The organism is Variovorax sp. Soil_C_33, from assembly GCF_057656935.1.
This window is the reverse complement of the sequence record NZ_JBDGJK010000027.1, coordinates 1-14,458: the sequence shown is the minus strand read 5'-3', so window position 1 is coordinate 14,458 and position 14,458 is coordinate 1. Positions and strand designations below refer to the sequence as shown.

Below are 14,458 nucleotides of genomic sequence, written 5' to 3'. Positions count from 1 at the left end.
ATCGGCAGGTGCACCCCGAACCACATCCCGCGCGCTGAAGGCATGGCCCTCCATCGCGACCAGCTCGTGCGCTGGCTTCCCTTCCTCGGCTGGCCCCGCCCGAGCCGCGCGCTGCTCACCGGCGAAGCGCTGGCCGGCATCACCGTCGCATTGATGGTGATCCCGCAGGGCGTGGCCTATGCGGCGCTGGCCGGCATGCCGCTGGTCACCGGCATCTACGCTTCGCTGCTGCCGGCCTTGATCGGTGTGCTGTTCAGCGCGTCGACGCGGCTGTCGGTCGGACCGACCGCCTTGTCTAGCCTGCTGGTCGCGGCCTCGCTCGGCCCGCTGGCCATTCCGGGCAGTGCCGAGTGGGTGTCGCTCGCGGTGTGGTTGTGCCTCATGTCGGGCGGGATCCAGCTGCTGCTCGGGCTCGGCGGCTTCGGCTGGGTGCTGCGGCTGGTCAACTCGCCGGTGCTGATGGGCTTCACGCAGGCGGCCTCGGTGCTGATCATCCTGTCGCAGCTGCCGGCGCTCTTCGGTTTCACCGGCCGCAGCATCGGCCAGCTGCTGCACGGCGCGCCGCCCGATTTCCTGGCCATTGCCTTCGGGCTCGGCAGCATCGCGGCGCTGTGGCTCGCCAAGGAGCGCTGGCCGCGCTTTCCGGCTGCCATGGTGGTGGTGGGCGCGTGTGCGGCCATCAGCGCGGCCATCGGCTATGCGCTGCGCGGCGGCGCGGTGGTCGGCACCCTGCCCTCGGGCCTGCCTTCCTTCTACTGGCCCGGCCCGCTGCCGCTCGGCACCTTCGGCGCGTTGCTGCTGCCGGCCTTGATGATCACGTTGGTGAGCTTTCTCGAAACCGCTTCGAGCGCCAAGGTCGACAACGCGCGCGCCGGCAAGCTCTGGAACGAGAACCAGGACCTGATCGGCCAGGGCCTGGCCAAGATCGCCTCCGGCCTCTCGGGCGCCTTCCCCACCAGTTCCTCTTTCTCGCGCTCGGCCATCAATCTTTTTGCCGGTGCGCAGAGCGGCTGGGCCACGGTGTTCTGCGTGCTGCTGATCGGCGCCGCGCTGCTGTGGGCGATGCCGCTGCTCTATCACGTGCCGCAGGCGGTGCTCGCGGCGATCGTGGTGGTCGCCATGCTGGGCCTGGTGCGGCCGGGGCAGTTCATCGCGCTGTGGCGCATCTCGCGCGTCGAAGCAGTCACGGCGCTGGTCACCTTCGTGCTCACGATCGCGACCTCGCCCTCGATCTACTGGGGCGTGCTGGCCGGCCTCTTGATGAGCCTCAGCCATTACATGTACCGGCACCTGCATCCGCGCATCATCGAAGTCGGCCTGCATCCCGACGGCAGCCTGCGCGACCGCCACCTGTGGAACCTGCCGCCGCTGGCGCCGCAGCTGCACGCGATGCGCATGGACGCCGAGCTCGACTTCGCCACCGCGAGCACGCTGGAGCGCGCCATCACCGTCACGTTGGCGATGCGGCCCGAGCTGACCGACATCTGCCTGTTCGCGCAGCCGATCAACCGCATCGACGTGACCGGCGCCGAGGTGTTCGGCGCGATCCGCCGGCTCGTGGAATCCAAGGGCGTGCGGCTGCACCTGAGCGGCCTCAAGCTGCCGGCGCAGCAGGTGCTGGAACGCGCCGGGCTGCTGAGCCCCGGGCCGATGCTGTTCGTCTACCGGACCGACGGCGACGCGCTGGCCGCGCTGGCCGATGCATCCATCCTGCAGCAGGAGAGCGTCGCATGAAGCTCCACATCCTCTCCGACCTGCACCTGAGCCGCGGTGTGCTGCCGCACCCGCAGACCGAGGCCGACCTGGTCATCCTGGCCGGCGACATCGCGCGCCCGGCCGAAGCGCTGGCCTGGGCCGCGGGCTTCGACAAGCCGGTGCTCTATGTGGCCGGCAACCACGAGTTCTACGGCAGCAGCATCGACGGCACGATGCGCGAGCTGAAGGCACGCGCAGCCGGAACGCGCATCCGCGTGCTCGACGACGAGGAGGTCGTGATCGACGGCGTGCGCTTCCTCGGCAGCACGCTGTGGACCGACTACCTGCTGTTCGGCGCCGGCGAGGCGCGCACGTCGGCGATGGCCATGGCCGCCCAATTCATGCGCGACTTCAGCCGCATCCGGTTGAACGAGGACTCGCCCGGCCTCTTCACGCCGGCAGACGCTGCCGCATTGTTCCGGCGCCACGCGGCCTGGCTGGCCGACCGGCTGGCCGAGCCGCATGCAGAGCCGACCGTGGTCGTCACGCACCACGCACCTTCGCCGAAGAGCATCCATCCGCGCTTTGCCGGCTCGCCGATCAATGCCTCCTTCGTGTCCGACCTGGAGGCGTTGATGCCCGGCGGCGGGCCCGAATTCTGGATTCACGGCCACACGCACGACAGCTTCGACTACCAGGTGAACGGCACCCGCGTGCTGTGCAACCCGCGCGGCTATGCGCGCGACGGGGTCAACGAGAACGCGCTGTTCGATCCGCTGCTCACGGTCGAGGTCGGCAGCGCGCCGGTGCTCAATCCTTCACCGGCCCGCGCAGGCTCTTGATCTCCGAGCGCTGGCTCTTGCCCTCGAGCCGCCGCTGCTTCGCGCCATAGCTGGGCTTGGTCGGCCGGCGCACGCGGGGCGGCGCGGCGACGCCGTCGACCAGCTCCTGCAGCCGCGCCAGCGCGTCGGCGCGGTTCATGTCCTGGCTGCGGTGCTTCTGCGCCTTCAGCACCAGCACGCCTTCCTGCGTGATGCGACTGTCGCGCAGCGCGAGCAGGCGTTCCTTCACGTCCTCGGGCAGCGAGCTCGCCGGGATGTCGTAGCGCAGGTGCAGCGCGCTCGACACCTTGTTGACGTTCTGCCCGCCCGCGCCCTGCGCACGGATGGCGCTGAACTCGACTTCAAGAGGGTCGACGAGGATGGGCGGGCGCGGCGCGGGCATCCGCTATTCTGGCCCGCCCGGCCGCTACACCGGCAGCACGTCCAGTTGGCCAGCGCCAGGCAAGGCATGCAGGCTCGCCGCGAGCCGTGCGGAATAGGAGCGGCTGAGTACGGTGCTGACTTCCGTCCAGTCGCCCCGGGCTTCTGCCGGCGTGAGCGTGAGCACCAGGTAACCGCGCTTGCTCGTCTCCGCATAGCGCAGGTCCCTCACCAACCTGGGAAACGCATCCGAGAGGACCGGACCGGAGATCAGCGGCAGCGCGCGCTCGAAACCCGGCGAGCTGACCGAAGCCGTCGCGAACTCCACGCCGACGCGCAGGCCCGCGGCATCGGTCAGGTTGCTGGCCCAGGCGTTGTGCGTATCGCCGGCGAGCGAGACGAGGTTCTTGTTCAGCGAGCGGGCCGTGGCCAGAACCGACTCGCGCGCGGCGGGATAGCCGTCCCAGGCATCGAGGTTGTAGGGCACGCGGCGCTGGTTCAGCAAGGCACGCTGGCTGTCGCTGCGCAGGGCCTCCGGCGTCGCCTGTGCGGCCAGGAATTCGGCCACCGTCTCGGGCGTGAATGCGCTTGCGATCGACAGCGGTATTTCCATGCGCGCCATGAGCACCTGGTTCCCCAGCAGCTGCCAAGTGGCGCCGGAAGCAGCCAGCCGGGCCGACAGCCAGTCCGATTGCTCGGCGCCCAGAAGCTGGCGCGACGCGCCGGCCGCCGCGCCGGCCAGATACTGATCGAGATTGACCTGCTGGTCTCGCCCGATCAGCCGGGTGTCGAGCATGTGCAGCGACGCGAGCGTGCCGAAGTCGAAGGAGCGGTAGATCTTCAGCGGATTCGACGGGTCGGGCATGCGGACCGGAAGCCATTCGCGATAGGCCTGCACCGCCGCTGCGCGGCGCGCGACGAAGCTGCCTTCCGTGGCCGGATCGTGATTGACCGCGCCGCCGGACCATGCGTTGTCGGCCACGTCGTGGTCGTCCCACACCGCGATCACCGGCAGCTTGGCGTGGAATGCGATCAGGTCCGGGTCGGTGCGGTACTGCGCATGGCGGCGGCGGTAGTCGTCGAGGGTGATGAGTTCGTGGGGCGGCTTCGCTTCGCGATCGATCGTGAAGGCCAGTTCCGCTCCGAACCCCAGCAGCCCGAACTCGTAGATGTAGTCGCCCAGGTGCAGGGCCGCATCGATGTCCGTGCGCTTGGCCAGCTCGGCATAGACATTGAAGTAGCCGGCCGGAAAGTTCGAGCACGAGACCACGGCCAGCTTCAGCTGCGACACATTGCCGACCGGCAAGGTCTTCGTGCGCCCCGTGGGCGACGGCTCCGAGCCGACATAGAAGCGGTAATAGTAGACGCTCGCAGGCTGCAATCCGGCGGCATCCACCTTGACGGTGTAGTCCTGCTCCGCGCCGGTGCTCGCCGTGCCGCGGGCGACGATGCCGCCGAAGTTGGGATCGCTCGCCACCTCCCAGCTCAGGTTGAGCGTGCCCGGGCTCGGCGAGGTGACGCGCGTCCACAGGATGACACGGTCGGACAAGGGGTCGCCGCTTGCGACACCGTGCGAGAACAGCCCGCCGGTGTCGCCGGGAGGAGGCAAGCCACCGCCGCCCCCACCGCCGCCGCCGCCCCCACCGCAACCGGACACGCTGACGCCGCTGCCCACGAACATGGCATAGAGCACAGCGCTGCGGATGAAGGAGCGGCGCGAAGGCTCGGGCAGCATGCGCTGCGAATCCGCCGCGTGTTCGAAGGCCTCGGTGCCATGGGCTTTGCGCATGTCTCGCTCCTTGCCCGCTTTGATCGGCGGATGGTGGCTGGATTGAATGCGCAGGCAAGCGGCCGCCGCGTAGGCGCAGATCAATCTGCGCGGTCGGCGAAGCGCTTACAACGAGTCACAGCCTGTTGCGAGTGCACACAGAGAACGGGCTCGCATGCTGTTTGACGCTGGCCCGCGACGGGTCCATATTCCATGCAGGAGGTGTGGTGCCATGCCTGCCGTTCGCCCCGCCGCCGTCGCGGGGACCTTCTACCCCAACGATGCGCTGCAGCTGCAGCGCGAGGTCCGCGATTGCCTCGCCGCCGCTGGCAGCGCGGTCGAAGGATCTGCGCATCCCCCGAAGCTGCTGATCGTTCCGCACGCCGGCTACGTGTATTCCGGCGTCGTCGCCGCACGGGCCTATGCCCTGCTCGCACCGTGGCGCGAACGGATCACGCGCGTCGTGCTGATCGGTCCGGCCCATCGCTGCGCAGTGCGCGCGCTGGCGGCACCGGAAGCGGACGCCTTCGATACGCCGCTCGGCCGGATCGCGCTGGAACATGCGTCCCTGGCCCGGCTCGGCAGCCCGCCGCAGGTCGTGCACGACGACTGGCCTCACGCCTTCGAGCATTCGCTGGAGGTGCAGCTGCCGTTCCTGCAGATGGCGCTGGACAGCTTCGCGCTGGTCCCCCTGCTCGTCGGCGGCGCGAACCCCTCCGAGCTGGCCCAGGTTCTGGATCGGCTGTGGGGCGAAGACGAAACGTTGATCGTCGTCAGCTCCGACCTGTCGCACTACCTGCCGTATGCGCAGGCGCAGGCGCGCGACCGCGCGACGGTGCAGCGCATCCTCGCCTTCGACGGGGCCCTGGTTCCCGAGGAGGCCTGCGGCGCGCTGGCGATCAACGGCGCGCTGCAGGCGGCACGCAGCCACGGCCTGCAGCCGCGCCTGCTGGACCTGCGCAATTCCGGCGATACCGCGGGCGACCGCCGTCGTGTGGTCGGCTACGCGGCGATCGCATTCGAGGCGCCGGCATCATGAGCGCGAGCCGTCCCGGGCGCTGGTGGCACAGGCTGGACGACGGGCGCATCCAGTGCGACCTGTGCCCGCGCGACTGCCGGCTGCACGAAGGCCAGCGCGGCATGTGCTTCGTGCGCCAGCGCGTCGGCGACGAAATGGTGTTGACGACCTACGGACGCAGCTCGGGCTTCTGCCTCGATCCGATCGAGAAGAAGCCGCTGAATCATTTCCATCCCGGCTCCAGCGTGCTCTCCTTCGGCACCGCAGGCTGCAACCTGGCATGCAAGTTCTGCCAGAACTGGGACATCTCCAAGAGCCGCGAGATGGACCGGCTGATGGATGCCGCATCGCCGCAACGCATCGCCGAACTGGCGCGCCAGCGCGGCGCCCTGAGCGTGGCCTTCACCTACAACGACCCCGTGATCTTCGCCGAGTACGCGATGGACGCGGCCGATGCCTGCCACGCGCTGGGCCTGTTCAGCGTCGCCGTGACCGCGGGCTACATGCACGCCGCGCCGCGGCGCGAGTTCTATTCCAGGATGGATGCGGCCAATGTCGACCTCAAGGGCTTCACCGAAGCCTTCTATTTCCAGCAGACCGGCGCCCACCTCGCGCCAGTGCTCGACACCCTGCAGTACCTTCGCCACGAGACGCATTGCTGGTTCGAGATCACCACGCTGCTGATCCCGGACCACAACGACGGCGATGCCGAGATCGACGCGATGAGCCGCTGGATCGCCGATCACCTCGGGCCGGACGTGCCGCTGCACTTCACCGCCTTCCATCCTGACTACAAGATGATGGACGTGCCGCCGACGCCGCCAGCCACGCTGACGCGCGCCCGCGCCATCGCCCTCGCCAACGGGCTGCACCATGTCTACACCGGCAATGTCCACGACGTGGAAGGCGGGACGACCCGTTGCCCGCATTGCCGCGCGCCGCTGGTGCGCCGCGACTGGTATCTCGTGCTGGACTGCGAACTCGATGCGCGCGGCGAATGCCCGCGCTGCGGCACGCCGATCGCCGGCCGCTTCGGCGCCTTCGAACACTGCTTCGGCCGTCGGCGCATCCCCGTGCGGGCAGCGCAATCCCTGCCGTCATAAAGGAGACCCCCATGAGCCTGACCCTCACTTCCACCGCGTTCGCACCGGACGGCGGGATACCGGCCCTCCATACCTGCGAAGGCAAGGACGTGTCGCCACCGCTGGCGTGGAGTGGCGCACCCGCGGCGACCCTGAGCTTCGCGCTCATCGTCGACGACCCGGATGCGCCCGATCCCGCGGCGCCCAAGATGACATGGGTCCACTGGGTCCTCTACAACATCGGCGCGGAGGCCGGCGGGCTGCCCGAAGCGGTCAAGCCGGCGGCATTGCCGACGGGCACGCGCGAGGGCGTCAACGACTGGGGCCGTACCGGCTATGGCGGGCCTTGCCCGCCCATCGGCCGCCATCGCTACTTCCACAAGCTCTACGCGCTCGATGCCGTATTGCCGGAACTCGAGCGCCCGGACAAGGCCGCGCTCGAGAAGGCGATGAAGGGACACGTGCTCGCGCAGGCGGAGCTGGTAGGCACCTACGAGAAGCGGCGATAGGCGTTACTTCAGCGCCGCCTCCACCGCCAGCGCCACCGAGGCCAGCCGAGCATCGTCGCCCTGCACCGAGGACAGCATGAGTCCCACCGGCAGTTCGCCCGCACGATGGCACGGCAGGCTGAACGCGCAGCCGTCCAGGTAGTTGATCGCAAAGGTGTTGCGCAGCAGCAGCCCGTTGGCCTTGAAGAAGGCCTCGTCCGAGCGCACCAGTTCGTCGATAGTCGGCGCGACGATGGGCACCGTCGGACACAGCAGCGCATCGAAGCCTTCGAGCGCGCGCTCGGTACGCGCGATCCAGGCGCAGCGCTTGTCCTGCATCGCGATGTAGTCGGCGGCGCTGGCCGCGGCGCCGGTCGCGATGCGCGCGGCCACGCGCGGGTCCAAGCGCTCCCGTGCTTGCGCCAGGCGTTCACGATGCACGGCATGCGCCTCGACCGCCGAGAAGCCGCCGGGCGCGTTGAGCTGCGCGATCTCGGCCAGTTCCGGCAACCCGAGGTCGACGATCAGCGCGCCGGCGGCAGACAGGATATTCAGCACGCGCTCGAAGGCACTACCCACTGCAGGCTCGATGCCGTCGAACATCAGCGTCTGCGGCACGGCGAAGCGCATGCCCGCGAGCGGCCGCTGCCGCACGGCCAGCGGCGCATCGGCGATGGCGGCATCGACCAGCAGGCAGTCCTCCACGCTGCGCGCCATCGCGCAAACCGTGTCGAGTGTGCGCGACAGCTCCAGGGCGCCGCTGCGCGGCGTGCGCGCCTGGGTGCTCTTGAAGCCCACCAGCCCGCAGAGCGCAGCCGGGATGCGGATCGAGCCGCCGGTGTCCGAACCCAGGCCGGCGACCGCCAGCCCCAGCGCCACCGACACGGCGGCGCCCGAGGAGGAGCCGCCCGGGATGCGCGCCACCGCGGCATCCGCCGGATTGCGCGGCGTGCCGTGGTGTGGATTGATGCCCACGCCGGAGAAGGCAAACTCCGTCATGTTGGTCTTGCCCACGATTGCGGCGCCATTCGCGCGCAGCCGCGCCACGGCCGGCGCGTCGGCCGTGGCCGGCAGCTCGTCACGGCAGACGATGGAGCCGGCCATCGTGGTTTCGCCGGCCACGTCGTAGAGATCCTTGATCGACACCGGCAGGCCAGCGAGCGCAGGCAGCGCGATGCCTGCACGCAACGCCGCATCGGCATGGCGCGCCACGGCCAGCGCGGCCTCGGCATACAGCTGCGTGAACACATGCTGCGCGCCGGCGGCCGCGGCGCCTTCCAGCGCCTGTGCGACCAGGTGCTCGTGCGAAATCTCGTCGCGCGCCATGCGGCTGCGCAGCGCGGCGATCGTCTGGCCGCTCATCAAGCCACCACCGGCAACGGCTGGACCGCATAGCGATGCACGATGCTGCGCTTCAGGCGCGGATCGTGGATCTCGATTTCCATCTCGGGCGCGGGCCGGATGCCCTCGCCGCGCGCGTTCGGCAGAGCGCCCAGCGTGCCACAGGTCATGAAAGATCCCTCCTCGCCTGTCGCACCCGCGAAGATGCCGTCGCGCAGCGAGGCCAGCGGGCGGATGGCCGCCAAGCTACCCTGCTGGTAGCTCACCCACTTCCCGTCTTCGAGAATGCGGGAACGCAGCAGCAGCTCGTCCTGGTAGGGGGCCACGTCTGCCCAGCGCCACGCCGCCGTGGCCACCGGCTTTGCGCACATTTGCTTGGAAACGGCGACCGAGTAGCCCTCCACCTTGCGGTCGGTGTGGTCCGAGCCGACGCTGAGCCACCATTCACCGCGCGCGAAGAACAGCACCGGCTCTGCCTCGCCGGAGCTCTCGTCGCCGAGCGCCTCGATAGCGCTCGCTTGCGTCAGCAGGTTGGCGCCGACACGGTAATAGAGCGGCACGCCCGACGGCCGCGGCACGCCGATAGCCTCGAGTTCCTCGATGTGGTGCGCGATGGCGGCCGCGTCGCGGCCGGTCCAGCCCGCGACGACCAGGCGTTGCGGCGCGATGGCGATCAGTTGTGCGGAGCGCGTGCCGTCGCCGGCGATCGACTCGCAGGCGAAATGAAGCTTCGATGTCATGAATGAAGTCCGTGAAGAAATTACATGAGCACGCCCGGCAGCCACAGTGCGACGGCGGGAAACACCATCAGCATGACGATCGCGAGCATGTAGACGCCCATGAAGGGCAGAACGCCGGAAAACACGTCCGTGATCGGCCCGGGCTGCCTTCGCATGCCCTGCAGCACGTAGAGCACGGTGCCGTCCGGCGGGCTGATCATCGCGATCTCGACCAGCATGGTGATCACTACGCCGAACCACACCGGGTCGTAGCCCAGCGCCGTCACCACCGGAAAGAGCAGCGGAATGGTCGTGATCACCATCGACATCCCTTCCATGAAGGTGCCCAGCGCGAGGTAGAACCCGATGATCACCAGCATGATCACCCAGCCCGGAAAGGGCAGCCCCGTGAGGAACTTCGCCAGCATCTGCGGAATGCCCAGCGACGAAAGGATGTAGTTGAGGAAATAGGCGCCGAACAGGATCAGCGCGATCATCGAGGTGGTGCGCGCGGTGGCGCGCATCGATTCGGCCATCATCTTCCACGTGAGCTTGCGGTCCGCCAGAGCCAGCACCACGCTGCCGGCCACCCCCAGCGCGGCCGATTCGGTGGGCGTGGCCCAGCCGGCGTAGATGGTCCCAAGCACGAGCGCGATCAGCAGCGCCGTCGGCACCAGGTCCGACAGGCTCGCGATGCGGTGCTTCCAGGAGATGGTCTTGGAAGCCGCGTCGCCGTGCAGTTCGAGCTTGAAGCTGTAGTAGAGGATGACGGCCGTGAACAGCAGCACCACCAGAATGCTCGGCCCCACCGCCGCCAGGTACAGCGCACCCACCGAGGTTTCGGTGATCAGTCCGTAGATGATGAAGGTGATGCCCGGCGGGATCAGGTTGCCCAAGGCGCCGCCGGCCGCCAGCGACCCCAGCACCAGCTTCGGCGGGTAGTGGCTCTTCTCGAAGTACGGCAGCGCGACCGAACCCATGGTCGCGGCCGTCGCCACGCTGGAGCCGGCCACCGCCGAAAACACGCCGCAGGCCATGATGTTGGTGTGCAGCAGGCCGCCGGGCAGGCGGCCCATCCAGATGTTGAGTGCACGGTAGAGCCGCTCCGAAAGGCCGGCGCGCAGCATGATCTCGCCCATCAGCAGGAAGAGCGGCACCGACACCAGCACGAAGTTGGTCGACGGGCCCCAGATCATCTCGCCGATGAAGTTCCAGAACGGCCGGTCCGACAGGCCGAAGCCCGCCAGCAGCGACAGCACGGCCAGCGCGGCGCCGACGTAGATGCCGCCCGCGAAGAAGCCGACGAAGGCGAGCAGCACCGCGGCCAGCGCCCACCAGGGCACGCCGGCCGAGGCCACCGCTGCGGCATGGCCCTGCACGCCGAACAAGGAGGCGCCGCCGATCAGGAGGCCGATCGCGACGATGAAGACGATGGCGATCATCGGTCGGCTCCCGCGGCGGCGACGGGCTGCATGCCCTGCTGCGCCTCAGCGACAGCCTCGAGCGTTTCGGCGGCTTCGTCGATGTAGGTGCGCGCCATCAGCATGCGGTCCATCGCATCGGCATCGCCGCCGGCCAGCTGGCGCAGCGCACGCGAGGCGATGACCAAGCCTGCAAGCAGCAGCAGTGCCAAGCCCGCGGCCCACAAGCCCTGCGGAATCGCCAGCGGCGTGTGCAGTGCCGAGAGGTCGGTGGCGCCGAAGTCCCACGAGTCCTTGGCCAGCGAGAACGCGCCCCAGGCAAAGAAGCCGGTGGCGACCAGCAGGGCGAGTAGCGAAGCGAGGTGCAGCCAGACGCGCACCTTGAGCGGCAGCTTCTGCACCAGCACGTCGATGCGCACATGGCCACGCTCGAACAGCGTGCCGGCCAGGCCCCAGCTCATGCCGATGGCCATCAGGTAGCCGGTCACTTCGGTTGTCGCCTCGGTCGAGAAGCCCAGCAAGCGCCGTGCCCCGATGTCGAAGCAGATCAGCACGGTGATGGCCAGGTAGCACCAGCCGGCGATGGTCATCGCCTTGTCGCTGACCCATTCGAGCACGCGGAACATCAGCGGCTCGCGGCGTACTTGATGCCGGTGATCGGCGCGATCACGTCGTTGTAGACCGCGGCACAACGTTCGCCGCAGCGCTTGATCCAGCCGGGCAGCACCTCATCGGCGAGCTGTTTCTTGAGGGTGGCAGCCACGTCGGCCTGCGGCTTGCCTTCGACCATCGGCTTCTTGACCAGCGTGTGCAGCTTGCAGTCGGCCGCGCGGCCCACGTTGCAGGCAATGCCGTCGTTGGTGGCTTCGACGCCGAGCTTCCACTGCGCCTCCTGCACTTCGGACATCGTCTTCTCGAACTGCGCGCGCACGGCCGGGTCGAGCTTGTTCCACCAGGCCAGGTTGACGAAGTAGCCCGAGGTGGACCATGAGAGCGGCAGTGTGTAGAGGTGCGTCGTGACCTCCGGCCACTTCACGCCGTTGCCCGAACCCGCGCCGGTGATGCCGCAGTCGACCGTGCCGCGTTCCAGCGCGGCGTAGACCTCGCCGAAGGCCAGCGACACGGGCTGTGCGCCGAGGCCCTTCATGAGATCGGCCGCCGAGGGGCCGTTGGTGCGCACCTTCAGGCCCTTCAGGTCCGCCAGGCTCGTCACCGGCTTGCGGCAGAACAGCATCTGGCCCGAGAAGGGATAGGTCGCAACCAGCCTGATGCCCAGGCGTTCGAGTTCCTTGTTGGCCACCGGCACCATCGCGTCGGCCACCTTGCGGGCCTGCGCGATGTCGGCGTTCATGCCGGCCAGGTCCACGCCGTCGAGCATCGGCACGTCGCCCGACACGGTGGTCAGCGGCGCGGCGGCGATGTCGACCTGGCCCGAGCGCACCAGGCGCAGCACTTCGGGGCCGTTGACATTGCGCTCGGGCCAGGACGAGAGCGTGACTTCGACACGCCCGTTGGTGGCCTTGGCCATGCCGTCGCGCAGCATCGGCTGATCGACCTTGGTGTATTGCGGCAAGTTGGGCGCCACCTGGGTGATGGCCTGCACGGCGATCTTCGGGCCGGCCGGCACCTGGGCGAAGGCGGACACGGCAACCAGCATCGTGGCGGTCGCAAGGCATGCAAGAGGAGGCAGGGAACGCTTCATCGGGAACTCCTGGAGACAAAGAGAAATGGAACGAGGAAGGGGGAGCGGCGGGCAGGACGGCTGCCTCACCCGTAGTACTGGAATTCGAGCATCACGCAGCCCGCCGGCGACACGAAGGGCCCGTGCCACACGCCCGGCGGGCGGCAGGCGAAGGTGTAGGGGCCGAAGGCTTCGCCGCCCTGCCCTTCGGCATCGCAGCCGACCACGAGTTCGCCTTCGACGATGAAGACCTCCTCGTGAAAGTCATGGATCACGGGCCGATCGATCAGCGCGCCGGCGGCCCAGCGCGCGAGCCGCGTGCGCGAACCGGTGCGGGCCGCCGCGTCGAGGTTGTCGGCGAGCACGAGTTCCTCGATGCGGCCGGCGGAGGAAGCCACCGGCGCCCACGTGGTCGATGCCGCATCGGGCCGGATCGCGAAGAACTCGCGATGTAATTTGCCTGTCATGACCTTGTGCATGGCGCGCAGTGTTGTCGCGCACCCCGGCCGGGTCAAACGGGAAATTTTTTTGGAGGGCTATAGGATTTTCTGATGCACGACCCTGGCGCATGCCTCTGCCCCAGCAATGGGCGCTTGGTGTGCCGGATCAGGGCGCGAGCACGTCCTCGCGGCTGTTGGCGACGAACTGGTCGCAGGCCGCCTGGGCCATGTTGACCAGCGCCTCGGCCAGCGGCGACGCAGGTTCCAGCCGCATGCTGGCCACCAGCGGCAGCGGAATCGGCAAGGGGTCGACGTCGAGCACGACCAGGCGCCCGAGGCGCAGGTCTTCCTGGATCACCGCGAGCGGCAGCAGCGCCGTGCCGAAGCCCGTGCGCGCGAGATCGACCATCGCACCCAGCGACGAGAAGTAGCTCACGCGCAGGTTGGCGCAGCCGCTCGCGCCCTGCGCGATGTTGCGGTAGACGCCCGACTCGCGGTGGAAGGAGATGATGGGCTGCTCGGCGATGTCGGCAAAAGACAGCAGCTTGCGCGCGGGCAACTTCAGCGCCAGGCTCGGGCTCGCGACCCACCGCATCGCGAAGTTCACCATGCGCCGGTTGTCGATGAAGCCCGGCGTGATTTCTTCTGAAAGGATGGCGCAGTCCAGCGTGCCGCGCAGCAGGTCGTCGCGCAGGTGCGGCGTGATATCCGAATCGAGCTCGAGCGTCGCATTGGGGTAGCGCTCGGCAAAGCGCGACAGCAGATCGGGCAGCCAGGTGTGGACCACCGTCTCGATCACGCCGATGCGCAGCATGCCGGAGAAGGCGTCGGCCTGGCCCATGGCACCGATCATGCGCGCCTGCATCTCGATCATCCGTTCCGCGTAGGGCATGAGCTCGGTACCGTGGTAGGTGAGCATCACGCCGCGGTGCTCGCGGTCGAAGAGCTTGACGCCGAACTGCTGCTCCAGCGTCGCGATGCGGCTGGAGATGCCGGCCTGCGTGGTGTGCATCTTGTCGGCAGCCGCCTTGAAGCTGCCGAGCTTGGCAACCCAGATGAAGGCCTCGAGAAAACGCACGTTCATGGCCGGAGTCTAGGCGACCGCCCGCGGTGCGAGCGATGGGGCTTCTACTCGCCGCGGGACACGGGCCGCGCTTCCACGTCCGTCACGCGGCCCGGTTCGCGCAGGCGCACCGGGCTGTCCGCGGCTTGGCCGCGCGCTCGCGCCGCGGCCACGTCGGCCGCGGTGGGCTCGGCCGGGCGCGCTGCAGCCCGAAAGCGATCGAAGCCATGGCGCGGATCGAAGCGCATCACCCACGGCTGGACCGGCTGCCCGGTGAGGCGGGCCCAGCCGTAGCGCAGGCCCCAGACCGCCGCCAGCAACAGCACAGCCACTGCGAGGCTGGCCGCGAACAGGAGGCCCAGGAAGAACAGAACGAGGCGCAAAAGAAAGTTGAGCATCGAGGTTAGGCCACGGCCTCCAGGCTTTGTTCCCCGGCCTTGCGGAAGCTGAACTGCCCCGGCGCCTGGATCGGGTCGGTGGTGACGACGATCGTGTCCTTCGGCCCGAAGCTGCCGTCGAGCAGCAGCTTGGAGAGCGGGT

15 protein-coding genes are annotated in these 14,458 nt (G+C 68.8%); 5 read left to right on the top strand and 10 right to left on the bottom strand.

Features of this window, described 5'->3' with window-relative positions:
- The first annotated feature begins 42 nt into the window (after window positions 1–42).
- A complete protein-coding gene (locus AC3A6B_RS28370) occupies window positions 43–1,734 on the top strand; it encodes a SulP family inorganic anion transporter (protein WP_487839978.1) in 1,692 nt (563 codons plus the stop codon).
- On the top strand, window positions 1,731–2,537 hold the full coding sequence (locus tag AC3A6B_RS28365; protein WP_487839977.1) for a metallophosphoesterase: 807 nt from the start codon (window positions 1,731–1,733) through the stop codon (window positions 2,535–2,537). The genes AC3A6B_RS28370 and AC3A6B_RS28365 overlap by 4 nt, the downstream gene beginning before the upstream one ends.
- Here the strand turns inward: AC3A6B_RS28365 and arfB are convergent.
- Together arfB and AC3A6B_RS28355 are read right to left on the bottom strand one after the other, a co-directional pair.
- Window positions 2,506–2,919: an alternative ribosome rescue aminoacyl-tRNA hydrolase ArfB gene (arfB, locus tag AC3A6B_RS28360; RefSeq protein ID WP_487839976.1), complete on the bottom strand. Its 414-nt coding sequence runs from the start codon at window positions 2,917–2,919 to the stop codon at window positions 2,506–2,508. The two genes, AC3A6B_RS28365 and arfB, sit on opposite strands and share 32 nt — an antisense overlap.
- A gap of 24 nt (window positions 2,920–2,943) precedes the next feature.
- Complete coding sequence (locus AC3A6B_RS28355) at window positions 2,944–4,686, bottom strand: alkaline phosphatase D family protein (RefSeq protein WP_487839975.1); 1,743 nt, start codon at window positions 4,684–4,686, stop codon at window positions 2,944–2,946.
- A gap of 211 nt (window positions 4,687–4,897) precedes the next feature.
- On the opposite strand from AC3A6B_RS28355, the gene amrB reads away from it, so the two are divergent.
- The 3 genes from amrB to AC3A6B_RS28340 are packed head-to-tail and all read left to right on the top strand — an operon-like array spanning window position 4,898 to window position 7,274.
- A complete protein-coding gene (gene amrB, locus AC3A6B_RS28350) occupies window positions 4,898–5,704 on the top strand; it encodes an AmmeMemoRadiSam system protein B (RefSeq protein ID WP_487839974.1) in 807 nt (268 codons plus the stop codon).
- Window positions 5,701–6,786, top strand: coding sequence for an AmmeMemoRadiSam system radical SAM enzyme (gene amrS, locus AC3A6B_RS28345; RefSeq protein WP_487839973.1), 1,086 nt, complete (start codon window positions 5,701–5,703; stop codon window positions 6,784–6,786). Before amrB ends, amrS begins: the two co-directional genes overlap by 4 nt.
- Window positions 6,787–6,797: 11 nt before the next feature.
- Window positions 6,798–7,274, top strand: a complete 477-nt coding sequence (locus tag AC3A6B_RS28340) for a YbhB/YbcL family Raf kinase inhibitor-like protein (RefSeq protein WP_487839972.1) — start codon at window positions 6,798–6,800, stop codon at window positions 7,272–7,274.
- A 3-nt stretch (window positions 7,275–7,277) separates the two neighbouring features.
- Here the strand turns inward: AC3A6B_RS28340 and AC3A6B_RS28335 are convergent, their stop codons facing one another.
- The 8 genes from AC3A6B_RS28335 to AC3A6B_RS28300 form a co-directional block, all read right to left on the bottom strand.
- Window positions 7,278–8,615: an amidase gene (locus tag AC3A6B_RS28335; protein ID WP_487839971.1), complete on the bottom strand. Its 1,338-nt coding sequence runs from the start codon at window positions 8,613–8,615 to the stop codon at window positions 7,278–7,280.
- Window positions 8,615–9,334 (bottom strand): DUF2848 domain-containing protein, encoded by a 720-nt coding sequence (locus AC3A6B_RS28330; RefSeq protein ID WP_487839970.1) that lies wholly within the window; start codon window positions 9,332–9,334, stop codon window positions 8,615–8,617. Before AC3A6B_RS28330 ends, AC3A6B_RS28335 begins: the two co-directional genes overlap by 1 nt.
- A gap of 20 nt (window positions 9,335–9,354) precedes the next feature.
- Window positions 9,355–10,755 (bottom strand): TRAP transporter large permease, encoded by a 1,401-nt coding sequence (locus AC3A6B_RS28325; protein WP_487839969.1) that lies wholly within the window; start codon window positions 10,753–10,755, stop codon window positions 9,355–9,357.
- On the bottom strand, window positions 10,752–11,360 hold the full coding sequence (locus AC3A6B_RS28320; RefSeq protein WP_487839968.1) for a TRAP transporter small permease subunit: 609 nt from the start codon (window positions 11,358–11,360) through the stop codon (window positions 10,752–10,754). Before AC3A6B_RS28320 ends, AC3A6B_RS28325 begins: the two co-directional genes overlap by 4 nt.
- The gene (locus AC3A6B_RS28315) at window positions 11,360–12,436 is read right to left on the bottom strand and encodes a TRAP transporter substrate-binding protein (RefSeq protein WP_487839967.1); all 1,077 of its coding nucleotides are present in this window, start codon (window positions 12,434–12,436) and stop codon (window positions 11,360–11,362) included. Before AC3A6B_RS28315 ends, AC3A6B_RS28320 begins: the two co-directional genes overlap by 1 nt.
- A 65-nt stretch (window positions 12,437–12,501) precedes the next feature.
- Window positions 12,502–12,894: a cupin domain-containing protein gene (locus tag AC3A6B_RS28310; RefSeq protein ID WP_487839966.1), complete on the bottom strand. Its 393-nt coding sequence runs from the start codon at window positions 12,892–12,894 to the stop codon at window positions 12,502–12,504.
- Between the two features lie 127 nt (window positions 12,895–13,021).
- Complete coding sequence (locus tag AC3A6B_RS28305; protein WP_487839965.1) at window positions 13,022–13,939, bottom strand: LysR family transcriptional regulator; 918 nt, start codon at window positions 13,937–13,939, stop codon at window positions 13,022–13,024.
- 44 nt (window positions 13,940–13,983) lie between these two features.
- Window positions 13,984–14,316 (bottom strand): hypothetical protein, encoded by a 333-nt coding sequence (locus AC3A6B_RS28300; protein ID WP_487839964.1) that lies wholly within the window; start codon window positions 14,314–14,316, stop codon window positions 13,984–13,986.
- Window positions 14,317–14,458 lie beyond the last annotated feature (142 nt).